We start from the raw sequence: 22,739 nt of genomic DNA, 5'->3' as shown, positions 1-22,739 counted from the left end.
CCAGCCGTTCCGGCTATCATCCTGCTTTCACATTCGCCGTGTTTCCTCAGATAAGAATATGCATTCGGTCATTCAAAGCGCCAAACGGCTGATCATCAAAGTAGGCTCCTCGCTGGTCACCAACGACGGCAAGGGTCTCGACAGCGCTGCCATCGCCCGCTGGGCGGAGCAGATTGCGCAATTGCGTCAGATGGGCAAGGAAGTGGTGCTGGTCAGTTCCGGCGCCGTGGCGGAAGGCATGCAGCGCCTCGGCTTCGACAAGCGTCCGACCGGCATTCACCATCTGCAGGCCTGCGCCGCAGTGGGTCAGATGGGCCTGGCGCAAATCTATGAAAGCAGTTTTCGCGCGCATGAGTTGCACAGCGCGCAGGTCTTGCTGACGCACGCCGACCTCGCAGATCGCGAGCGTTATCTGAATGCGCGTTCGACCTTGTTCACGCTGCTGCAACTGGGCGTGATCCCCGTCATCAATGAAAACGACACGGTCGTCACCGATGAAATCAAGTTCGGCGACAACGACACGCTGGGCGCGCTGGTCGCCAATCTGATCGAGGCCGATGCGCTGATCATTCTGACCGATCAGCCAGGCCTGTTTACCGCCGATCCGCGCAAGGATCCGAGCGCGACTTTGATCACCGACGCCAAGGCTGGTGATCCGGCGCTGGAACTGATCGCCGGCGGCACCGGCACCGGCATTGGTCGCGGCGGTATGCTGACCAAGATTCTGGCGGCCAAGCGTGCAGCCACTTCCGGCGCGCACACCGTGATTGCCTGGGGGCGTGAAGACAAGGTGTTGACGCGTCTGGCCGAGGGCGAAACCATCGGCACCCAATTGAATGCGCAGACCGCGCAACTGACCGCGCGCAAGCAGTGGATGGCCGATCATTTGCAGACCGCCGGGCGCGTGGTGCTGGACGCCGGCGCGGTGCAGAAGCTGAGTCTGGAAGGCAAGTCGCTGTTGCCGATCGGCGTGGTCGAAGTGTCTGGTGAGTTCGGTCGCGGCGATGTAATCACTTGCACCGATGAATCGGGCAAGGCGATTGCGCGCGGCATGAGCAACTATGCCAGCTCTGATGCGCGCCGCATCATCCGTCATTCATCGTCGGAGATTGAGGCGATTCTTGGTTTCGTCGAAGAGCCTGAACTGATTCATCGCGACAATCTGGTCTTGCTGTGAGCTGACTCAGATTCGCAGGTATTAAAAAAGCGCGGCATGCCGCGCTTTTTTGTTGCCCGTTTCTTGCTCAAGGCCGAAGGATGGGCTTGAATGGTCTTGCTTAACGACGCACCGGATCGATCGCTTGCTGCTTGCGCAGACGGTCCACGATCGAGGTCACGTTACCGTTGTCGGCCACGATGCGGCCTTCGCAGAAGTAATCCTTGAACAGTGCGCCATCGATGCGATTGGCGCCGACGTCGCGCAACTGTTGCCACTTGTCGCGACGTGAGCGTGCCCATTTGCCATCAGGGTGGCCGAAGGCGTAGCTCTTCTTTTCGAAGGTTTCGCAGCGCATGCCTTCATACGAAACATTCACGGCGCCGCCATTGGTCTTGGTCACCACGGTGTAGCGCACCACCTTGTCGGTGCCGATGGAGACCGATTTCAGATCGACATAGGCCTTCATGGTGGCGTTCGGGCTCAGATAAAACTCGGCCAGATTGGCTTCTTGCGGAGCGGCCGGCAATTGCACCGCGATTTCCTGCCAGGGCTTTTCTTCGTCGTCGAAATCTTCGTCGAAGTTGTTATTGCCGAGTTGCTGCGCAATACTGACGGCGCTCGCCGCCAGTAGCATGCAGGCCAAAGCTGCACGGCGCAGAGCGCGCGCGTTGAGATTGAATCGGGCGAATGCGCTGGAACGGGTCTGGCCTTGATTCTTCAATGGAGATGGCATGAGCTTCACTTGTTATGGGGCGTGGTCGCGACAGGGCTAAGCTGCGCCGGCGCGGCATTCGGAACATCGGCCTGATGAGCTTGCGGCACTGTCGCAGCCGGCCCGGCAATCGCGTCGCCACGCCGCTGGCCATGCGCAGGCCGCGCCAGAAAGCGCGACAATTCCTGCAGGGCTTGTTGATAGACTTCGCGCTTGAACTCGATCACGACGTCCAGCGGCACCCAGTAATCGTGCCAACGCCATGCATCGAATTCCGGATGCGAAGTCAGTCGCAGATTGACGTCGCAGTCGCGCCCGACCATGCGCAGCAGAAACCAGATTTGTTTCTGGCCGCGATAATGGCCGCGAACTTCGCGTTTGATGAAATGATCCGGGACTTCGTAGCGCAACCAGTCGCGCGTACGTCCGATGATCTTGACATGTTCGGCCTTCAGGCCGATTTCTTCTTCCAGCTCACGGAACATGGCTTGTTCAGGTGTTTCGCCGTGTTTGATTCCGCCCTGCGGAAACTGCCACGAATGCTCGCGCACCCGTTTGCCCCACCATACCTCGTTGTGGGCATTGAGCAGAATGATGCCGACGTTCGGGCGGAAGCCTTCTCGATCCAGCATGGTGTACCTCAAAACTTTCTGCGGCGGACGTTCCTCTCAGGCGTGCTCGGGCAGTTTGCCGCGCGATTGGCATGAAGCGCGCGAGCGGCAGTGGCCTGCGTCAGGAGCAATCACATCTGTTGTTAGCGGATGTCATTGAAGCAAGGAGCAATTGTGCAAAGAGTGGGTGCATCAGCCAGCTAATCCTTTAAAATTACAACGATTATAACCCTCCTCTTTTAAAAAGAACCGATCGTCATGCGCGCCTCCCGTTTTTTTATTTCCACCCTGAAAGAAGCTCCGTCCGATGCCGAAATCGTCAGCCATAAACTGATGATGCGGGCCGGCATGATCAAGCGTCTGGGTTCCGGTATCTACACTTACATGCCGATGGGATTGCGCGTTATTCGCAAAGTCGAAGCCATCGTGCGTGAAGAAATGAATCGCTCCGGCGCTGTCGAATTGCTGATGCCGGTGGTGCAGCCGGCTGAGCTGTGGCAGGAAACCGGCCGCTGGGACAAGATGGGCGCCGAGCTGATGCGCGTGAAGGATCGCCATGGCCGCGACTTCGCGATCCAGCCGACTTCGGAAGAGGTGGTGACCGATGTGGCGCGCACCGAACTGCGCAGCTACAAGCAATTGCCGGTTAACTTCTATCACATCCAGACCAAGTTCCGTGACGAGCGCCGTCCGCGTTTCGGCCTGATGCGCGGCCGCGAATTCACCATGAAGGATGCTTACTCTTTCGACCGCGACCTGGATGGGCTGAAGAAGTCCTACCAGATCATGTATGACGCCTACGTGCGCATTTTCACCCGCTTCGGTCTGCAGTTTCGCGCAGTGGCTGCCGACAACGGTGCCATCGGCGGTTCCGGTTCGCATGAGTTCCACGTGATCGCCGCCACCGGCGAAGACGCGCTGGTGTACTGCCCGACTTCCGATTACGCCGCCAACATGGAAGCCGCCGAAGCAATTGCCGTCGACACCAGCCGCGCAGCCGCCAAGGAAGCGCTGCAAAAGACCGCGACGCCGGGCAAGGCCAAGTGCGAAGCCGTGGCCGAGTTGCTGCAGTTGCCGCTGCAACGCACCGTCAAGTCCATTGTGCTGGCCGTGGACAATGAAGAGGACGCGTCCAAGAAACAGATCTGGTTGCTGCTGCTGCGCGGCGATCACGAGCTGAATGAAGTCAAGGCCGGCAAGATCGCCGGACTCGGCGGATACCGTTTTGCCAACGAAGCCGAGATCGTCGAAAGCTTCGGCACGCCGCCGGGCTACCTCGGTCCCATCGGCACCAAGAAGCCGGTCAAGGTAGTGGCCGATCGTACCGTCGCCAACATGAGCGATTTCGTCTGCGGCGCCAATGAAGCCGACTTCCATTACACCGGCGTCAACTGGGGCCGTGATTTGCCTGAACCTGAAGTCGCCGATATCCGTAATGTGGTCGAAGGCGATGCTTCGCCGGACGGCAAGGGCGTGCTGGCGATTCAGCGCGGCATCGAAGTCGGTCACGTGTTCCAGCTCGGCACCGCGTATTCTGAAGCGATGAAGGCGACTTACCTGGACGAAAACGGCAAGCCGCAGGCATTGATGATGGGCTGCTACGGTATCGGCGTGACGCGCATTCTGGGCGCCGCCATCGAGCAGAATTTCGACGACAAGGGCATCATCTGGCCGGCCTCGCTGGCGCCGTTCGCCGTGGTGCTGTGCCCGATGGGTTACGACCGCAGCGAAGCGGTCAAGGCCGAAATCGACAAGCTCTACGCTGAACTGCAAAACGCCGGCGTCGACGTGATTCTGGATGATCGCGGAGAGCGTCCGGGCGCGATGTTTGCGGACTGGGAACTGATCGGCGTGCCGCATCGCATCGTCATCGGCGACCGTGGTCTGAAGGATGGCCAGATCGAATATCAGGGTCGCCGCGACACCGCTGCAACCGCGGTGCCGCTGCAAGAAGCGCTGAGCTTCATTCAGTCCAAGCTGAAGGACTAAGCGTCGACGGTGAAACTCCGTTCGGCTCCATCTGCAAGACGGAGTCGTATTGACGCCGCGATCTTGAAATAGGTAACAGGCAATAACCAAGACCAAGGGCCTGCATGTTTGCATCATGCGGGCCCTTGGTCTTTTTACATCCGCCCCTTCGCCGCATGAGTGCTCGCCTGGTCGCCTACTTGCTCAGTGTGCCCGGCACGATCGTCACGTTTTCGCGCAGCACGCCGCCATCCATGGGGTTGCCCTGGGTTACGCCGGAGCCGTCGATACGCTTTTCGCATTCAATGCGATCCGCATCAGGCAGCGCCTTGCAGCGCGTAAGTGCGTTCTGCCGATACTGCGTCTGGGCCGGATCGTTCAGCTTGCCGCGCGCGGCTTCTTCACGCGCCGCTCCAGCCTCTTTCAGGCAGGTTGCGCGATCCTGATTCGAGCTGCCGTTGAGACAGGCGGCGCGTTCTTTCTCATAGTTCGAGCCGGGTTGGGCATCGGCGGCCGAGGCCGGATTGATCGATATGAACGCACAGGCAGTGAGCAAGAGACTGCCGACGAGCGTGCTGAAACGAGCTGTTGAGCGAGGTTGAAATGTTGGCATTGTCATCTCCTTCTTTTATCAATTCTTCAATGCAGACAAGTGTCTGTGGCGGGGCTTCTTGAAAATCACTGAGGCTAGACTCCAGCAGCGGCACGAAGTTTCTGGGCTTACTTGTCGGAAATTCAATGCTGGATGGAAGCTGTTGTCATCAGCAAGTCACGGGCATCGCCTGTAGCCCGGATGCAGGGGGCGGCACGCTTGAATCCGAATGGATCAGCTCTGGTTTGCTTGATGTATATAGAGTGATTGTCTGACGCGAACTTCATCGTTTGCGGCGTGGCCGGCAACGCGTCCGGCGCTCGACCAGTGTGATCATCTTGCCCTGTTCAATCGAGACAGAAGAATGGCGTGCCGGCGAAGTCACATTGAACTGCGTACCATAGGGCGATTGGCACAAGCGCCGCCACAAACAAAAACGCCCGCAAGTTGCGGGCGTTTTTGTTTTGCACCGATGTGCAAACCGATGTTGTCGCCTTATTTCAGATGGGCGGAAATCAGCTTGGTCATTTCGAACATCGTGACTTGCTTCTTGCCGGCGAAGACGGCTTTCAGCTTGTCGTCGGCGTCGATGTTGCGTTTGTTCTCGGCGTTTTGCAGATTGTTCTTCTTGATGTATTCCCAGACCTTCTTCGTGACTTCAGTGCGTGGCAGAGGCTTGGCGCCGACGACCAGTGCCAGCTCGGCCGACGGTGTCAGCGGCTTCATGAAGGCGGCGTTGGGGGTACGTGGTGCTGCGGCTTTCTTGACTGCCGGTTTCTTCGCTGCGGGCTTGGCGGCTGCCTTTGGTGCTGCTTTTACTGCTGGTTTGGCAGCTGCTTTCGCCGCTGGTTTGGCGGCAGGTTTTGCGGCCGCTTTGGGTGCAGCCTTCGGAGCAGCCTTCACGGCTGGTTTCTTTGCGGCTGGTTTTGGAGCGGCTGCTTTGCTTACTGGCTTCTTTGCTGCGGCTGCTGGTTTTTTCGCTGTGGCCATCTGAAAGACTCCTCGACAAGGAATGAGTTGGATGCGTTCAATTACGCACCGCTAATAGTGGTGCGCTTTGAGCAGCCATGCAAGTATTTTTTACGGGTTTTTGGAGTGAATCAGCAGGGAAACAACGACCTTTGCGTAATCCTTGTCGAGCCGCGCCGGTAAAGGGATCGCGGCGATTCGCAAAGGCCGGGAAACGTGCCTCTCAAAGACCTCAGCGCATGCCCGGCATCATGCCTTTCATGTTGCGCATCATCTTCATCATGCCGCCGCCTTTGAGCTTCTTCATCATGGTCTGCATCTGGTCGAATTGTGACAGCATGCGATTGACTTCCTGCACCTGCACGCCGGCTCCCGTGGCGATGCGGCGTTTGCGCGAAGCCTTGATCAGCTCTGGCTTTGCGCGCTCCTGCGCGGTCATGGCATTGATGATGCCTTCCATGCGGCGTACCTGTTTTTCGGCCTGATCCATGTTGGCGTTGCCGGCGGCCTGCTGCATCTGCGCCGGCAATTTGTCGAGCAGGCTGGACAGGCCGCCCATCTTTTTCATCTGGCCCAGCTGCGCCTTGAAGTCGTTCAGATCGAACTTGCCGCCGCCCTTGATCTTGTGCGCCAGATCCTGCGCGGCCGCCATGTCGACGCCTTTTTTGGCTTCCTCGACCAGCGCCAGGATGTCGCCCATGCCCAGAATCCGGTTGGCCATGCGGCTCGGGTCGAAGGCCTCCAGGCCGTCCAGTTTCTCGGCAACGCCGGCGAACTTGATCGGCTTGCCGGTAATGTGACGCACCGACAGCGCGGCGCCGCCGCGTGAATCACCATCCAGCTTGGTCAGTACGATGCCGGTCAGCGGCAGCGCGTCGCTGAAGGCTTTGGCGGTATTGATGGCGTCCTGGCCAAGCATGGCGTCGACCACGAACAGGGTTTCGATCGGCTTGACGGCGGCATGCACTGCGCGGATTTCCTGCATCATCGCTTCGTCGATGCCGAGGCGGCCGGCGGTGTCGATGATCAGGACTTCATGGTGATGCTTCTTGGCGTAATCCAGCGCCGCCAGTGCGATCTCGACCGGCTTGTCGGTCGGCAGAGTCGGGAAGAAGTCGGCGCCGGCCTGGCCGGTTACGGTCTGCAACTGGCCGATCGCGGCCGGACGGTAGACGTCGGCGGAAACCGTCAGCACCTTTTTCTTCTTGTTTTCACGCAGGTATTTCGCCAGCTTGCCGACGGTGGTGGTTTTACCGGCGCCCTGCAGACCTGCCATCAGGATAATCGCCGGCGGCTGGGTGGCGAAGTTCAGTTGCGAGGCTTCAGGACCGAGATCGGCGCCCATCAGGCTGGCCAGTTCGCGTTGCACCACACCGACCAGCGCCTGCCCTGGCGTCAGCGAGCCGATGACTTCTTCGCCGACCGCTTTTTCCTTGACCTTGGCGATGAATTCGCGCACGGCCGGCAAGGCAACGTCGGCCTCCAGCAAGGCCAGGCGCACTTCACGCAGCATGTCGGCGGTATTGGTTTCGGTCAGGCGCGCTTCCCCGCGCATGGTCTTGACGACTTTGGCGAGGCGTTGGGTCAGATTGTCTAGCATGGCGGATTACCTTGAAAAATGAGGCGGCAGCAGCGTTCAAACATGGCGCGGGGCCGGCGCGCTGACTGCGGAAGAATCGGGCATTTTACCTGATCGGCGCGGCTTGCTGGAGGCGGAGGACGCGGTCTTGACCGCCGTTAAGCATAATTCCCATCTTGTCCTGCTCCGGCGAATTGTGTATACATGGCGAGGTTGCGTAAGCGCAATCCCCACCAGGGAACATTCAAAATAAAAAAATGCAGATAACCGGCGCGCACCGGCCTGTTTCAACAACTAAAGACAAGGAGAGAGAGATGTCCACAAAACTGATCGGCATTGCATTGATCGCGGCCAGCGCTGCCATCGCCACCACCAGCCAGGCTGCAGATGATGTGATCCGCCTGGGTAATCTGAAGTTTGCGCATTACGGCGCGGTGTCCTATATCAAGGAAATTGCACCGAAATGCGGCATCAAGGTTGATGAAAAGGTATTCGCCAAGGGCCCGGACGTGATGCAGGGCATTCTGGCCGGTGAGCTCGATGTCGGTACTACCGCGTCCGAGGCGGCGATTTCGGGCCGCGCCAACGGTGCACCGATCTACGTCGTGGCCGGTTTCGCCAAGGGCGGCGCACGGCTGGTGGCGGGCAAGGATTCCGGCATCAAGTCGGTCAAGGATCTGAAAGGCAAGAAGGTCGGCGTGACGCGGGGCGGTATCCATGAAGTGCTGCTGGATGCCGAACTGGGCCAGAACGGTCTGAGCGCCAAGGATGTGACCATCGTCTATCTGGCTTTTGCCGATCTGAATCAGGCGCTGTTGGGCAAGAATATCGATGCCATGATGCAGAGCGAGCCGCAGTCTTCGCAGGCCATCAACAAGGGCTTCGGCGTGGAAGTCATGAAGCCTTATGACACGCCGATCGGTGAGCCTTACCGCACCATGGTGATGACCGAGAAGTTCTACAAAGAGAAGCGTCCGCTGGCCGAGAAGTTCATGCGCTGCTTCCTGGAAGCCACCAAGACCTTCATCGACAACAAGGAAACGGCTGAAAAGTATGTGCGCGAAGTGATCTTCAAGAACCAGATCACCAAGGAAGATTTCTACGACGCCATCGGCAATTCGCCTTATGCGTATGACATCACCGTCGAGCACATCCAGGTCACCACCGACACCATGGCCAAGTACGGTACCGGCAAGATGGCCAAGCCGCCGGTCGCCAAGGATTGGGTGAAGACCGATCTGCTGGAGCAGGCCAAGAAGAGCATGAATCTCAAGTAAACGAGCCATTCATCCATCAGCTAAAGGTAAGGGCCATGGCCAAACAAAAAAATGGGGGAGTCCTGCAGGGGCTCATCGTGCCGGTGCTGGTGATCGCCATCTGGCAGGGTGCGTCCTCGCTGGGCTGGATCAATCCGCTGGTGCTGCCATCGCCCTGGGCGGTGGTGCACAAGTGGTTCGAGTACATTTCGCCGACCAAGGCTTACGATCCGGCGGATGGCAGCTGGCTGGCCTGGGTGTTTTCCGGCGAGCTGATCACTGATGCCATCGGCAGTCTGTATCGGGTGGTGGCCGGTTTCCTGATCGGCGCCGGCCTGGCCTTGCCGCTGGGTCTGCTGATGGGCTCCAGTCAGCGCATCTACGGACTGATGAATCTGACGGTGCAGGTGATCCGCCCGATTCCGCCGATCGCCTATATTCCGCTGGCGATTCTGTGGTTCGGGCTGGGCAATCCGCCGGCCTTGTTCCTGATCTCGCTGGGCGCGTTTTTCCCGGTGCTGATGAATACCATCGCCGGCGTGCGCCAGGTCGACAGCATCTATCTGCGTGCGGCGCGCAATCTCGGCGCCAGCCAGAGCACACTGTTTTTGCGGGTGATGCTGCCGGCGTCGGTACCTTACATTCTGTCGGGCGTGCGCATCGGTATCGGCACCGCCTTCATCGTGGTGATCGTGGCCGAGATGATTGCGGTCAGCAACGGTCTGGGCTTTCGCATCATGGAAGCGCGCGAGTATTTCTGGTCGGACAAGATCATCGCCGGCATGATCACCATCGGCCTGCTGGGTCTGGCGATCGACCTCGGCATGAGCCGCCTCAACAACTATATGCTGCGCTGGCACCGCGGTCTGGAGAACTGAGATGAACATGTTGAATTCCACACCTCAGATCCGGATCACCGGCGTCAACAAGGTTTTCAAGTCGGACGAGCGCGAAGTGGTGGCGCTCAAGGATATCAATCTGGATATTCCCGATGGCCAGTTCGTCTGCCTGCTCGGCCCTTCGGGCTGCGGCAAGTCGACGCTGCTCAATGCGATTGCCGGTTTCGCCCTGCCGTCATCGGGCCAGATCACGACCGGCGGTCAGCTGGTGAGCGAGCCCGGCCCCGATCGCGGCATGGTGTTTCAGGAGTACGCGCTGTTTCCCTGGATGACGGTGGAGCAGAACGTTGCCTTTGGACTTGAAATCAAAGGCGTCAAGAAGGCCGACATTCAGACGCGCGTGACCCAACTGCTGGACAAGCTGGGTCTGATCGATTTCCGCAGCCGTTTCCCCAAGGATCTGTCGGGCGGCATGCGTCAGCGCGTGGCGATTGCGCGCGTGCTGGCGCTGGATTCGCCGATCATGCTGATGGATGAACCCTTTGGCGCGCTGGATGCGCTGACCCGGCGCAATCTGCAGGACGAGCTGCTGCGTATCTGGGACGAGTTCAAGAAAACCATCGTGTTCGTCACGCACAGTATCGAAGAGGCGATCTATCTGGCCGACCGCATTGTGGTCATGACCTATCGCCCCGGCACCATCAAACGCGACATCACGGTGACGCTGCCGCGTCTGCGCGATCCGGCCGATCCCGAGTTCAATGCCCTCAAGCGCGAACTCGGCCAGTTGGTGATGGAAGAGCAGCAACGCCATCACAATGCCGAAATGCGTGCGGCGGCGGTGGACTGAAGTCCGTCGCCGAGTGCATTCGGCCGTACTGCCTTATATATAGTGCGAGAGTTTGTCGTGCAAAAATTGGAGCCGCGGAAGCGGATGCGATGCAGGCCGCAGATTTGCTTGATCAGGAATCTGCAACGCATCAGCAAAACATGGGGGAGGTGAGGAACGGCAGGTTGCGATGCGCCTGCCGTTTCTCATGGCAGCCTGTGTCGCGGATTTGCTTGTGGAGCAAGGGGCGCCTCATGTTCAGCGTAGCGCTGGCGCGGCATTTGCTTACAAGCAATCGTTCGCCTTTACGCGGATTTTGCTTTTGTTCCGGCGTTTCGGCCTCATATAAATAATCCGCAGGCGCCCGCCTTGAAGGTCTGATCGCATCGCTGCATCGAAATCGCCATGCGCCATCCTCCGCTCAGCGCCTTGGTGCAAGGGACGGAAGGTCAGCAGGCGGCCGACATAGTGTAAACTTATCCGATGCAAACTTATTTATTCATCCTGGCTGCGCTGCTGTACATCGGCTGTGCTTTTCTGCCTTCCGAGCGGCGCCTGCCGATTTCGCTGGGTACGATGCTGGGCTGGATTTTGCACGGCGGTGCGCTGACCGCAGACATGTTCGCGCCGGAGTCGGTGCGGGTCGGGTTTGCAGTCATGTTGTCCGCTACGCTCTGGATTTCGGTGGCGGCCTACTGGCTGGAAAATCGCAATTTCTCGCTCGACAGCATGCGCGTGATGGTGCTGCCGGTGGCAGCTGTGGCGGTGATTCTGCCGGCGGTGTTTCCCGGCAACATGGTGCTTCTGACCGGCAAGTCGGACTGGTTTCTGTGGCATATCGCGATTTCGATTCTGGCCTACAGCACGCTGACCATCGCCGCTTTTCACGCGGTGCTGATGGTGTTGCAGGAGTCGCGTCTGCATACCCGGCCGGGCGCCATGGCGCGCAGCGGCGGCTGGTTCGCGATGGCGCTGGACCGATTGCCGGCCTTGCTGACGATGGAAAAATTGCTGTTCCGCCTGATCGCCTTCGGCTTCCTCTTGCTGACGCTGACGGTGTTGTCGGGCGTGGTGTTTTCTGAGAAGTTGTTCGGCACCGCTTTTCGCTGGGATCACAAAACGATTTTTACCCTGCTGTCGTGGGTGCTGTTCGGGCTGTTGCTGGCCGGACGCCGCTGGCAGGGATGGCGCGGACGGACGGCGTTGAGTTTTACGCTGGCCGGTTTTGCGATTCTTTTATTGGCATATGTGGGCAGCCGGTTCGTACTTGAAGTCGTGCTGCATCGGGTACTGATATGAAATATCTGATTTGGCTGGTGGTGGCGCTGGCCGTGTTCGTCTGGTTCCACCGCGCCAGAAAATCCATGCTGGCCGGCGCCGAAAGCGCGAATGCGAGCAAGCCGAGGCCGAAGAGCCCGGAGCCGGGTAGCATGCGTTCGGTCGACAGCGATGTCGAACCGATGGTGCAATGCGCCCATTGCGGCATCCACTTCCCGATCTCGGAGGCGGTCACCCATGCCTCCGGCGCGCACTACTGCTCGGAAGAGCACCGCCGCCTCGCCTCGTTCTGACGCCATGTCCTCTGTTCACCAAGATGGCGGCGCCCTTGATCTGGAAATCGACGGCGCCGGCTGGTGCCATGGCGCGCAGCGCCTGGCTTCGCCCAACTGCGACGAGCGGCCCGACGGCAGCATCGCCGAATTGCTGGTGGTGCATAACATCAGCCTGCCGCCCGGCGAATTCGGCGGCCCCTATATAGAAGACCTGTTTCTCAACCGGCTCGACTGCGATCAGCATCCTTACTTCGATCAGTTGCGGCCGCTGCGGGTGTCGGCGCATTTTCTGATCCGGCGCGACGGCGCCATCATCCAGTTCGTCTCTGCCAACCAGCGCGCCTGGCATGCGGGCGTCTCCAGCTTCCAGGGGCGCGAGCGCTGCAACGACTTTTCCATCGGCATCGAGCTTGAGGGCACCGACTTCGAAGTCTTCACTGCACCTCAGTATCAGCGGCTGACGTCGCTGACGGCTGCGCTGCGTCGCCGCTATGCGCTGGCCGACGTTGCCGGGCACGAACATATTGCGCCTGGTCGTAAAACCGATCCGGGTCCATTTTTTGATTGGTCGCGCTATCGCGAGGAATTGGCTGAAAAAATTGAAGCGGCGCAACTGCGCTTCCCTGCTGGCCTAGAAGGATGTCAAGCAGGGCAGGCGTAAAAATATGAAGAAATAGCGGTTGCATCTCTCAGGCGTCGCTACTAGAATTAGTCTCAATCGTTCTTTCTGAACTAGATATAGTGTTTTGGTAAGTTTGCAGGGTCTGGCAACGCTTCAGTGAAAGTGCAAGGTTCGTGAGGCAGTAATCAAGTCCTACAACGTCTCGCCGTCTCTTCTCTTCTCAATATCTTCGGTTGTTCAAGCAAGTATTCGTCAGCAGTGGAACTGCTTTGCGCAGGATTCATTGTCGGACGCTTGCGCTATTTTCGCGAATCTCTCGTCTATCGAGAGTTCTAATCGGTAACAAGGGCAGTCTGACTGCCCGTTTATGCTTTAGGAGGCTAAGTGCGCTCTACTCAAGAAATTTCCGTCAAATCCCCAGCTGAGTTTGGCATCAATCCGGGCTCCGGCTTTTCGTCCGAAACCGTGGCGCCAGCGATCAAGGCGGCAACCGGTCTGGGCGAATACCGCATCATCCGCCGCAACGGCGCAGTGGTCGGTTTCGAGCCGTCCAAGATTTCGATCGCCGTGACCAAGGCTTTTCTGGCGGTCAATGGCGGGCAGGGCGCAGCTTCCGCGCGTGTGCGCGAAATGGTCGAACAACTGACCACCAATGTCGTATCGGCGCTGGTGCGTCGTCAGCCGACCGGCGGCACCTTTCATATTGAAGACATCCAGGATCAGGTTGAGCTGGCGCTGATGCGCTCCGGTGAACACGATGTCGCCCGCGCTTACGTGCTGTATCGCGCCAAGCGCATGGAAGAACGCGCTCAAGGCAGCAGCGCTGCTGCCGATATCGTCGCGCCGCAACTGCACGTGGTGGAAGATGGCAAGAGCCGCCTGCTGGATCTCAACGAAGTCCGTACCCTGATCAACGCCGCGTGCGAAGGTCTGGAAAAGCATGTCGACGCGCAAGCCATCCTGGCCGAGACCGTCAAGAATCTGTACGACGGCGTGCCGGTGGAAGAGCTGCACAAGTCCTCGATTCTGGCAGCGCGCGCGCTGATGGAAAAAGATCCGGCCTACAGTCAGGTCACCGCACGTCTGCTGATGCACACCGTGCGCAAGGAAGTGTTCGGCAAGGAAGTGGCGCAAGCCGACGCGCCGGCCGAATATCTGGAATATTTCCCGCGCTATATCAAGAAGGGGATCGACGCCGAGCTGCTCGATCCCAAGCTGGCGCAGTTCGATCTGGCCAAGCTGGCCGACGCCATCAAGCCTGAGCGCGATCTGCAATTCGGTTACCTCGGCCTGCAGACTCTGTATGACCGCTATTTCCTGCACATCCAGGGCACCCGCATCGAAATGCCGCAGGCGTTCTACATGCGCGTGGCGATGGGTCTGGCACTCAACGAAATCAATCGCGAAGCACGCACCATCGAGTTCTACGACCTGCTGTCCTCGTTCGACTTCATGAGCTCGACCCCGACGCTGTTCAACTCGGGCACCCTGCGTTCGCAATTGTCGTCCTGCTATCTGACCACTGTGGCCGACGATCTGGACGGCATCTACGAAGCCATCAAGGAAAACGCGCTGCTGGCCAAATACGCGGGCGGTCTCGGCAACGACTGGACTCCGGTGCGTTCGCTGGGCGCGCACATCAAGGGCACCAACGGCAAGTCGCAAGGCGTGGTTCCGTTCCTGAAAGTGGTTAACGACACTGCCGTCGCGGTCAACCAGGGCGGCAAGCGCAAGGGCGCGGTCTGCGCCTACCTGGAAACCTGGCACATGGACATCGAGGAATTCCTCGAGCTGCGCAAGAACACCGGCGACGATCGCCGCCGTACGCACGACATGAACACCGCGAACTGGATTCCCGACATGTTCATGAAGCGCGTGATGGAAAAGGGCGAGTGGACCCTGTTCTCGCCATCCGACACGCCTGATCTGCACGACAAGTTCGGCCGTGCCTTCGAAGAAGCCTACCTCGGCTATGAAGCCAAGGCGGCGCGCGGCGAGTTGAAGCTGTTCAAGAAGATTCAGGCGCTGGACCTGTGGCGCAAGATGCTGTCGATGCTGTTTGAAACCGGCCACCCATGGATCACCTTCAAGGATCCTTGCAACATCCGTTCGCCGCAGCAGCACGTGGGCGTGGTTCACAGTTCCAACCTGTGCACCGAAATCACACTGAATACCAACGAATCCGAAATCGCCGTCTGCAATCTGGGTTCGGTCAACATGCCGGCCCACCTGGTCAATGGCGAGATCGACCACGTCAAGCTGCAAAAGACCGTCCGCACCGCCATGCGCATGCTGGACAACGTGATCGACATCAACTATTACGCAGTCAAGAAAGCACGTGATTCGAACCTGCGCCACCGTCCGGTGGGCATGGGCATCATGGGCTTCCAGGATTGCCTGCACATGAAGCGCGTGCCATATGCTTCGATGGATGCGGTCGAGTTTGCCGACCGTTCGATGGAGGCCGTTTGCTACTACGCATACTGGGCATCGACCGAACTGGCCGAAGAGCGCGGCCGTTACAGTTCCTATCGCGGTTCGCTGTGGGATCGCGGCATCCTGCCACAGGATTCCCTGAAGCTGCTGGCCGAAGAACGCGGCGGCTATCTGGAAACCGATAGCTCCGAAACCATGGACTGGACCGAACTGCGGGCGCGTATCAAGGAATTCGGCATGCGCAATTCGAACTGCGTGGCGATTGCACCGACGGCGACGATTTCCAACATCATCGGCGTGTCGGCTTGCATCGAACCGACTTACCAGAACCTGTATGTGAAGTCGAACCTGTCGGGCGAATTCACTGAAATCAACGAATACCTGGTGCGTGACCTGAAGGCGCGCGGCCTGTGGGACGAAGTCATGATTTCCGACCTCAAGTATTTCGACGGCAGCCTGGCCAAGATCGACCGCATCCCGCAAGACCTGCGCGACATCTACGCGACTGCGTTCGAAGTCGAGCCGTCGTGGCTGGTGGAAGCTGCATCGCGTCGTCAGAAGTGGATCGATCAGGCGCAATCGCTGAACATCTACATGGCCGGCGCGTCGGGCAAGCGTCTGGATGACACCTACAAGCTGGCATGGTTGCGCGGTCTGAAGACCACCTACTATCTCCGCACCATCGGCGCGACCCATACCGAGAAGTCGACTTCCAAGACCGGCGCACTGAACGCGGTGGCAGTGGATGGCGGCGTATCGGCATCGGCTGCAGCAGCTGCGGCCACAGCCTCGGCGCCGGCTGCCTATGCAATGCCGAGCCCGGGCGCTGCGCTCGAAGCCGATGGTCCGGTGTGCACCATGCGTCCAGGCGACGCCGGCTTTGAAGAATGCGAAGCTTGCCAGTAATCCCGGCCAGTCATAAGCAGACGCAGTAGAGGTAGCGGCAGTAGAAGCAGAGACAGAAGTAACGGGGGCCTTGATGCATCGTCAGATCAGCAAGGTCCGGACACCGGCGGTGTGACTGTGAAAGCGGTCCATCGCCGGTGGCGCCAGCGGGGTAACATCATGGCCAACGGCGCCATGGCCATCAGCGCCAGCAAAGCTGCGGCACGACTTCAGGCGACATGGCCTGGAGGATGCGCAAAAGAATTCATACTGCAGCAAGCAAGCTCAGGTCTCGATGAGACAAACGGCGCGGTCAGTATCGATCTCGGACGACGCAAGGCAGATGTCCTGCGGCGCACAATCGGTGACCGTGAATGAGCACAATCAGCAGTCAGGTACGTCAATAATTTAAAGGATCAAACATGCTTTCTTGGGATGATGAAGTGAACGCGAAATCGACGCCAGCGTCGCGCGCTCCGCAAACGCCTCAACCTCAGTTGCAAACGGCAGCCCATCAACAGGCTGCGCGTCAACAGTTTTCGGACGTTGCACTGAACCCGGCCCTGGTCACCAAAGACGAAGGACAGGTAGATGTCACCAAGCGTGTGAATGCCGCCGACAAGCGCATCATCAACGGCCACACCGACGTCAATCAGCTGGTGCCGTTCAAGTACAAATGGGCTTGGGACAAGTATCTGGCAGGTTGCGCCAATCACTGGATGCCGCAGGAAATCAACATGCAGCGCGACATTGAGCTGTGGAAGAATCCGAATGGTCTGACCGAAGATGAGCGCCGTCTGGTCAAGCGCAATCTGGGTTTCTTCGTGACCGCCGATTCGCTGGCCGCCAACAACATCGTGCTCGGCACCTATCGCCACATCACCGCGCCGGAATGCCGCCAGTACCTGCTGCGCCAGGCGTTCGAAGAAGCGATTCACACCCACGCTTACCAGTACATCGTCGAGTCGCTGGGTCTGGATGAAGCCGAGATTTTCAACGCGTATCACGAAGTCAAATCGATCCGCGACAAGGACGAATTCCTGATCCCGTTCATCAATACGCTGACCGATCCCGAGTTCAAGACCGGTACTACCGAGAATGATCAGAAGCTGCTGAAGTCGCTGATCGTCTTCGCCTGCATCATGGAAGGTCTGTTCTTCTACGTTGGCTTCACACAGATTCTGGCGCTCGGTCGTCAGAACAAAATGATGGGTGCGGCAGAGCAGTATCAGTACATCCTGCGCGACGAATCGATGCACTGCAATTTCGGAATCGATCTGATCAACACCGTGAAGATGGAGAACCCGCATTTGTGGACAGCGGAGTTCCGCAACGAAATCAAATCGTTGTTTTTAAGCGCGGTAGAGTTGGAATATCGTTACGCAGAGGATACAATGCCGCGAGGCGTGCTTGGATTGAATGCGCCGATGTTCAAAGGCTACTTACGATTCATTGCTAATCGTCGCGCACAACAGATCGGACTTGATCCATTGTTCGCGCAAGAAGAAAATCCGTTTCCGTGGATGAGCGAGATGATCGATTTGAAGAAGGAGCGCAACTTCTTCGAAACACGGGTCATCGAATACCAAACCGGAGGCGCTCTGAATTGGGAATGATGTGCTGTCTTGTAAGTGCTCTTCAACAAGACCATAAAGCACAACGGCGATCCTGCAGCTTGCAAGATGCAGGACGTCGAAACTGAAAGGCAATCGCCAAATTTAATGAACAGTAAAAGACCGAATCGATCTTCTCTGTTATCGCCGCTTAACCCCATCGTGTCGGGTCAGGCGGCTTTTCCTTTGGAAAACCTGAGGGTGTTCCGGAGTTGCTATTCCGACGCTGGCGTTTGATCGCCGGCGTTTTTTTTGGTCGTTCGCGCCTGCATGCAGGCCTTTGCCTCTGAGCCGCCTGGTGTGCGGGGAGGCCCCGACCAAGATAGCTGAAGTGCTGCATAGTTGAGGGGATGCAGCAGTTCAGCTGGTGCCGAATTCATTAGCGCAAGCAGAACCATGCTTGTGCCGATGAATAATCCGCCTGCGTCATCGCGATGTCGCAGGAGGGTTTCTTATATCAAGCTTGATTTTTTCCATCACGTGAAGAAGGAGAAACAAAATGGCAACAGCAGCAAAGAAACCAGCGGCCAAGAAGCCCGCTGCAAAGAAACCAGTCGTCGCCAAGGCAGCCGCAGCTCCGAAGAAGGCCGTTGCAGCTAAGAAGCCAGTCGTCAAGGCAGCAGCAAAGCCAGTAGCGAAGAAGGCAGTCGCCGCCAAGAAGCCGGCAGCAGCCAAGCCAGTCGCTAAGAAGGCAGCAGCAAAGCCGGTAGCGAAGAAGGCCGTTGCAGCGAAGAAGCCAGTCGCAGCGAAAAAGGCAGTGGCAGCTAAGAAGCCAGTCGCCGCCAAGAAGCCAGTCGCAGCGAAGAAGGTTGTTGCAGCGAAGAAGCCAGTCGCAGCGAAGAAGGCAGCCGCAAAGCCGGTAGCGAAGAAGGCAGTTGCAGCGAAGAAGCCGGTCGCAGCGAAAAAGGCAGTGGCAGCTAAGAAGCCAGTCGCCGCCAAGAAGCCAGCAGTCAAGGCGGCAGCGAAGCCAGTGGCGAAGAAAGCAGCAGCGCCTAAGAAGGCCGTTGCAGCGAAGAAGCCAGCAGCTAAGCCTGCCGTCAAGGCAGCAGCGAAGCCAGCAGTCAAGGCTGCGGCTAAGCCAGCAGCTAAGCCTGCCGTCAAGGCAGCGGCAAAGCCGGCAGCAGCCAAGAAGGCTCCTGCAAAAAAGGCAGCGGCCGCTAAGCCAGCTGCAGCAGCACCTGCAGTGAAGACTGTGCTGAACCCGGCTGCTGCATGGCCGTTCCCGACAGGCACCAGCCGTCCGTAATTCGGATCGCTCTGTCGCCCGATGAAAATCGGGCAAGAAACTCCGCTGCGTGGCAATGTCATGCAGCGGTTTTTTTTCGTCTGTCTGTCTGCGCGCACCTGCCTTGTAAGCAGGTGCTCACCACCAATGCATATCGTCCGCTTCGTGCGGCAATCCCCCATTTCTCCCGTTTGCCAGAAGGAGAAACGTCAAGCCGCCATAGTGGAACACCCCGCCTTACTTTGGCGCGCCCGCCTTTGCCTTGGCGGCGTCGCGGGCAATGACCACGCTGAGCTTGGTCGGATCGAGATGCCTGCGCGCAGCGGCATTGAGCTGCTCGAGCGTGAGCGCGGCGACACGCTTGTCCTGCTGTTCCATCCATTCCGGGTTGAGGTCGCGGTCCAGCAGGTTCTGCCATTGCGCAGCCAGGCTGAAGTCGTCGGCGCGGCTTTGCTGCCGCATCAACAGCATGCCTGACCTGGCGCGTTCCAGTTCTTCCATGGTGAAACCGTCCTTCAGCACACGGGCCAATTCCTCGCGCACGCCGGTCTCGACCTTGTCCAGGTTCTGCGGAGCGGCGATGGCCATCACCGAGAAATTGGCGTCATCGGACATTTCTTCCGTATTCACGACGGACAAGACGGTATAAGACAAGCCATCGCTTTGGCGCACCCTGTCGTTCAACCGGGTCTTGGTAGCGCCGCCGATCAGATAGTTGACCGCTTGCATGGCCACATAATCGTCATCGGTATCGCGTAGCCGTATGTTCTGGCGCGCCATGAAAACACCGTTCTCTTTGTCCGGCGTATCGATCACCTTATGCATTGGGGCGACCTCGTGCCAGGATGACAGGATGCGCTGGTAGGGCGCCGGGCTGGCCCAGTTGCCCAGGCTTTCGTCCAGAGCCTTGCGCGCCGCCGTCGGATCGAATTCGCCGATGATGGCCAGCCTGCCGTTGGCAATGCCGTAATAGTCCTTGTAGAACTGGCGGACCTGATCCAGGCTGACGCTCTTGACCTGAGCGATCTGCTCCTCCAGCGACAGGGCCGAGCGCATGTCGCCAGCGGGATAGGCGTTGAAGTGGCGTGCCAGCACTTCATTGGCAATCGCCTGCGGATCGCCGCGCGAGGCTTCCAGCGATACCAGCAGTTCATTGCGCATTTGCTCGAACTCCGCTATGTCAAAACGGGGATGGCGCAAGACATCCGCCATCAGTTGCAGCGCAGGCACCAGGTTGTCGCTGGTGGTCTGGAATTGCAGCAGATCGCCGCTCATCTTCAGGCGCTGCGAAGCGTCCGCCAGTTGCTGGCGGGTCATGGAGGTGGTGCCACGTTGCAGCATCAGCATAGTCATCTTGCTCAAGGCCTGCTTGCCGAACAAGCTGCGCTCATCGCCGAAGTCCATGCTCAGGCCTACCGTCACCACGCTGCCCCGGGTCTTCTTGGGCAGCAGCGCTATCTTCAACAGCGTCTGCTGATCCCGCCGGGGTTGCAGCACGTGGGTACGCAAGGCGATATTGGCAGGCGAGATGTCGAAGTTTTCGCCGCGATCAAGCGCCGTGCGCGGCTGATAATGCGCCAGCACTGCGGCCATCGGAGGCGATGCCGGTACATCGGTGCGCTGCGGATTTTCCTCCGGGACGAACATGCCAACGCTACGGTTGTCGCGGCGATAGTACTTGCCCGCCGCCGCGGCGACCTGCCCGGCACTGATCGTCGCGACCTGATCGCGCTGCGCGAAGAGCTGACGCCAGTCGCCCAGCAAGATGGATTCGTTGAGCACCATCGCCATCATTTGCGGATTACTCTCCAGCCGCTCGTAGAGATTGGTCTGCGCCAGCTTGGCCCTCGCCAGTTCGTCCTCCGAAGGCGGTTGCGCGGCCAGGGATTCGATGCCGGCGATGAGGCCGCGTTTCGCGGCTTCCAGATCTCCGTCCTTCTTCACCGTCACTGTCATCATCTGCAGGCCTGGCGCCACCGCGCCAAGTTGCTGTTGCCCGACGCTTGCCGCCAGGCCGGTCTCTACCAGAGACTTCTGCAGACGGCCATCAGCCGGGTTGGTCAGGATGGCCCCGGCCAGCTCAAGCACCTTGGCGTCCGGATGCAATTGGCCCGGGATCTTGTAGGCCACCGATACCAGCTGAACATCGCCCTGGCGACGAATGTAGAACTGACGTTCGCCATCCTGTGTCGGTTCGACCGTCCAGAATACCGGCAGCTTGCGGCCAGGCTTGGGCAGCTTGCCGAAACTGTGATGAACCCAGCGCAGTGCCTTGGCAGCATCGAATTTGCCGGCAATGACCAGCACCGCGTTATCCGGCTGGTAGTAGGTCTTGTAGAAGGCCCGCAGATTCTCGATCTTCACGTTCTCGATATCGCTGCGGTTGCCAATGGTAGGGCGGCCATAGGCATGCCAATCGAGTGCGACGCCCTGCATGCGTTTGAGCATGACATCCGCAGGTGAATTCTCGCCGTTCTCGAACTCGTTGCGCACCACCGTCATTTCGGTATCGAGGTCTTTCTTGGCGATGCGGGAATTCACCATGCGGTCGGCTTCCATCTCGATGACCCAACGCAGGTTGTCGTCGCTGTAGACGAAGCTTTCGTGATAGTTCGTGCTATCGACCCAGGTCGCGGCATTGACCATCATGCCGCGCCGGCTGAATTGCTCCGTGATCGCAGGATGGCGCGGGGTGCCCTTGAACAACAGGTGTTCAAGCAGATGCGCCATGCCGGTTTCACCATAGTTTTCATGGCGCGAACCCACCAGGTAGGAAAGATTGGTGGTCACGGTCGGCTGTGAATCATCAGGCAGCAGCAACAGCCGAAAGCCATTGGCGAAACGGTACTCGGTGATCCCTTCGGCGGAAGGGCCCAGGCTGACGCCGGCGGGTAAGGCAAGCGTTACAGAAGATGGCGCCGGCTTGGCCGATGCCGGGTTAGCGGCGTGCGCCTGGGTTGATGCGGTCGTCAGCGACAGCGTTGCCAGGCTCAACAATATGGCAGTCAAAAGGCTGCGGGTCTTGGGAAGAGACAAACGGTTCTCCTGCAAAAGTAAAAAGGGATGCCGATTTAGGGCCGGGATGCGCCGCCGTCGGCAAATCGTGATGCGAGCATGAAGTCGTCGCCCCCGGAGCAGCCTCATGTCCCGGAAAGAGTCATGGTCGCTTCTGAAGCTCGGCGTTCTAAAGCGGGGGGGGGGGCGACATGTCTGGAGGCGACTGCTGCCATCTGCCGCACCGTGTAGCAAGACTGTAAGAGCAGGCCCTTTCCATCGTATTTCAGAACAGACAGGTCTTTATTTCAAATGAAACGGCGCACAGCCGGGTGCATGCATTCTCGGCTGGCGGGGCATGGGTGCGTCGCCGGGATCCAGGCATGAAACAGCCTCATTTGCCGCCGATGCTTCATCGCGTGATCCTGTAGTGGGGTGTCTCCACAAAAAACAGGCGAGACCTAAAGAGTCTCGCCGAACGCCGCACAGTGGCTTGTCGATCATCAGGGGCGCAATCCAGGTAACTGGCGGGAAGGATTTGGCGTATTCGAACGCATGCCCGTTTCTGCCGATTGTCGCCATCGGGAACTGTTGCAAGAATTCACCTGTGGCGAAGAAGATTCCGCTCCGGAATTGTTGAACGAGCAGCGCCAAATAAGACCCGGCGAGGCCTTAAACAAAATAGTTGCGAAGCAAAATGAGGAATAAGTGTTTGATTCGTATGACTTCTGCGCCGGACTGGTTGTCAGGAGCGTGGTCGCTGCCGTGCGAGATGATTTGCTTGCGTAAAGATGGCGAGCCTGTCTCAGGCTCATCAGGCTTCACGGCGAAAGCTGTGCCGGATGCGCTGCGATTGCCGCATCGTTGATACCTTGTCTGCATGCGCAGGCCGGCCGG

At 58.8% G+C, this 22,739-nt stretch carries 18 protein-coding genes; 12 read left to right on the top strand and 6 right to left on the bottom strand.

Annotation, left to right across the window (positions count from 1 at the left end):
- Window positions 1–58: 58 nt before the first annotated feature.
- The gene (gene proB, locus PQR62_RS10545) at window positions 59–1,177 is read left to right on the top strand and encodes a glutamate 5-kinase (RefSeq protein ID WP_408157598.1); all 1,119 of its coding nucleotides are present in this window, start codon (window positions 59–61) and stop codon (window positions 1,175–1,177) included.
- A 100-nt stretch (window positions 1,178–1,277) separates the two neighbouring features.
- Here the strand turns inward: proB and PQR62_RS10540 are convergent, their stop codons facing one another.
- Both PQR62_RS10540 and PQR62_RS10535 read right to left on the bottom strand, forming a co-directional pair.
- The gene (locus PQR62_RS10540; protein ID WP_408157887.1) at window positions 1,278–1,793 is read right to left on the bottom strand and encodes a CNP1-like family protein; all 516 of its coding nucleotides are present in this window, start codon (window positions 1,791–1,793) and stop codon (window positions 1,278–1,280) included.
- 104 nt (window positions 1,794–1,897) lie between these two features.
- A complete protein-coding gene (locus PQR62_RS10535) occupies window positions 1,898–2,503 on the bottom strand; it encodes an RNA pyrophosphohydrolase (protein WP_408157596.1) in 606 nt (201 codons plus the stop codon).
- 237 nt (window positions 2,504–2,740) lie between these two features.
- On the opposite strand from PQR62_RS10535, the gene PQR62_RS10530 reads away from it, so the two are divergent.
- On the top strand, window positions 2,741–4,471 hold the full coding sequence (locus PQR62_RS10530) for a proline--tRNA ligase (protein WP_408157594.1): 1,731 nt from the start codon (window positions 2,741–2,743) through the stop codon (window positions 4,469–4,471).
- A gap of 175 nt (window positions 4,472–4,646) precedes the next feature.
- Here the strand turns inward: PQR62_RS10530 and PQR62_RS10525 are convergent, their stop codons facing one another.
- The 3 genes from PQR62_RS10525 to ffh all read right to left on the bottom strand — a co-directional run bounded on the left by PQR62_RS10525 (window position 4,647) and on the right by ffh (window position 7,611).
- Complete coding sequence (locus PQR62_RS10525; RefSeq protein ID WP_408157592.1) at window positions 4,647–5,063, bottom strand: hypothetical protein; 417 nt, start codon at window positions 5,061–5,063, stop codon at window positions 4,647–4,649.
- Between the two features lie 474 nt (window positions 5,064–5,537).
- Window positions 5,538–6,032 (bottom strand): SWIB/MDM2 domain-containing protein, encoded by a 495-nt coding sequence (locus PQR62_RS10520; protein WP_408157590.1) that lies wholly within the window; start codon window positions 6,030–6,032, stop codon window positions 5,538–5,540.
- Window positions 6,033–6,243: 211 nt separating this feature from the next.
- On the bottom strand, window positions 6,244–7,611 hold the full coding sequence (ffh, locus tag PQR62_RS10515) for a signal recognition particle protein (RefSeq protein WP_408157588.1): 1,368 nt from the start codon (window positions 7,609–7,611) through the stop codon (window positions 6,244–6,246).
- Window positions 7,612–7,904: 293 nt separating this feature from the next.
- Between ffh and PQR62_RS10510 the strand changes: the two genes are divergently transcribed.
- The 10 genes from PQR62_RS10510 to PQR62_RS10465 all read left to right on the top strand — a co-directional run bounded on the left by PQR62_RS10510 (window position 7,905) and on the right by PQR62_RS10465 (window position 18,869).
- The gene (locus PQR62_RS10510; protein WP_408157586.1) at window positions 7,905–8,867 is read left to right on the top strand and encodes an ABC transporter substrate-binding protein; all 963 of its coding nucleotides are present in this window, start codon (window positions 7,905–7,907) and stop codon (window positions 8,865–8,867) included.
- Window positions 8,868–8,902: 35 nt separating this feature from the next.
- Complete coding sequence (locus PQR62_RS10505) at window positions 8,903–9,724, top strand: ABC transporter permease (RefSeq protein WP_408157584.1); 822 nt, start codon at window positions 8,903–8,905, stop codon at window positions 9,722–9,724.
- Window position 9,725: 1 nt separating this feature from the next.
- Window positions 9,726–10,535 carry an ABC transporter ATP-binding protein gene (locus PQR62_RS10500; RefSeq protein WP_408157582.1) on the top strand — a complete coding sequence of 270 codons (810 nt, stop codon included), beginning with the start codon at window positions 9,726–9,728 and terminating at the stop codon, window positions 10,533–10,535.
- A gap of 462 nt (window positions 10,536–10,997) precedes the next feature.
- Window positions 10,998–11,813 carry a cytochrome C assembly family protein gene (locus PQR62_RS10495; protein WP_408157580.1) on the top strand — a complete coding sequence of 272 codons (816 nt, stop codon included), beginning with the start codon at window positions 10,998–11,000 and terminating at the stop codon, window positions 11,811–11,813.
- Window positions 11,810–12,085 (top strand): PP0621 family protein, encoded by a 276-nt coding sequence (locus PQR62_RS10490; protein WP_408157578.1) that lies wholly within the window; start codon window positions 11,810–11,812, stop codon window positions 12,083–12,085. The genes PQR62_RS10495 and PQR62_RS10490 overlap by 4 nt, the downstream gene beginning before the upstream one ends.
- Before the next feature lie 4 nt (window positions 12,086–12,089).
- A complete protein-coding gene (gene ampD / locus PQR62_RS10485) occupies window positions 12,090–12,728 on the top strand; it encodes a 1,6-anhydro-N-acetylmuramyl-L-alanine amidase AmpD (RefSeq protein WP_408157576.1) in 639 nt (212 codons plus the stop codon).
- 345 nt (window positions 12,729–13,073) lie between these two features.
- Window positions 13,074–16,031 (top strand): ribonucleoside-diphosphate reductase subunit alpha, encoded by a 2,958-nt coding sequence (locus PQR62_RS10480; RefSeq protein ID WP_408157574.1) that lies wholly within the window; start codon window positions 13,074–13,076, stop codon window positions 16,029–16,031.
- A gap of 159 nt (window positions 16,032–16,190) precedes the next feature.
- Window positions 16,191–16,388, top strand: a complete 198-nt coding sequence (locus PQR62_RS10475; RefSeq protein ID WP_408157573.1) for a hypothetical protein — start codon at window positions 16,191–16,193, stop codon at window positions 16,386–16,388.
- Between the two features lie 44 nt (window positions 16,389–16,432).
- Window positions 16,433–17,626: a ribonucleotide-diphosphate reductase subunit beta gene (locus PQR62_RS10470; RefSeq protein ID WP_408157571.1), complete on the top strand. Its 1,194-nt coding sequence runs from the start codon at window positions 16,433–16,435 to the stop codon at window positions 17,624–17,626.
- 496 nt (window positions 17,627–18,122) lie between these two features.
- Entirely contained in the window at window positions 18,123–18,869 is a 747-nt protein-coding gene (locus tag PQR62_RS10465; RefSeq protein ID WP_408157569.1) for a histone, read from the top strand.
- Between the two features lie 216 nt (window positions 18,870–19,085).
- On the opposite strand, the gene PQR62_RS10460 is transcribed toward PQR62_RS10465, so the two are convergent.
- Window positions 19,086–21,884, bottom strand: coding sequence for a M16 family metallopeptidase (locus PQR62_RS10460; RefSeq protein ID WP_408157567.1), 2,799 nt, complete (start codon window positions 21,882–21,884; stop codon window positions 19,086–19,088).
- Between the last annotated feature and the right edge of the window lie 855 nt (window positions 21,885–22,739).

This window comes from Herbaspirillum lusitanum, from assembly GCF_046025995.1.
GTDB classification, from domain to species: Bacteria; Pseudomonadota; Gammaproteobacteria; order Burkholderiales; family Burkholderiaceae_D; genus Herbaspirillum; species Herbaspirillum lusitanum_A.
The sequence above is the reverse complement of the archived record's forward strand: the minus strand, read 5'-3'. Positions and strand labels throughout refer to the sequence as shown.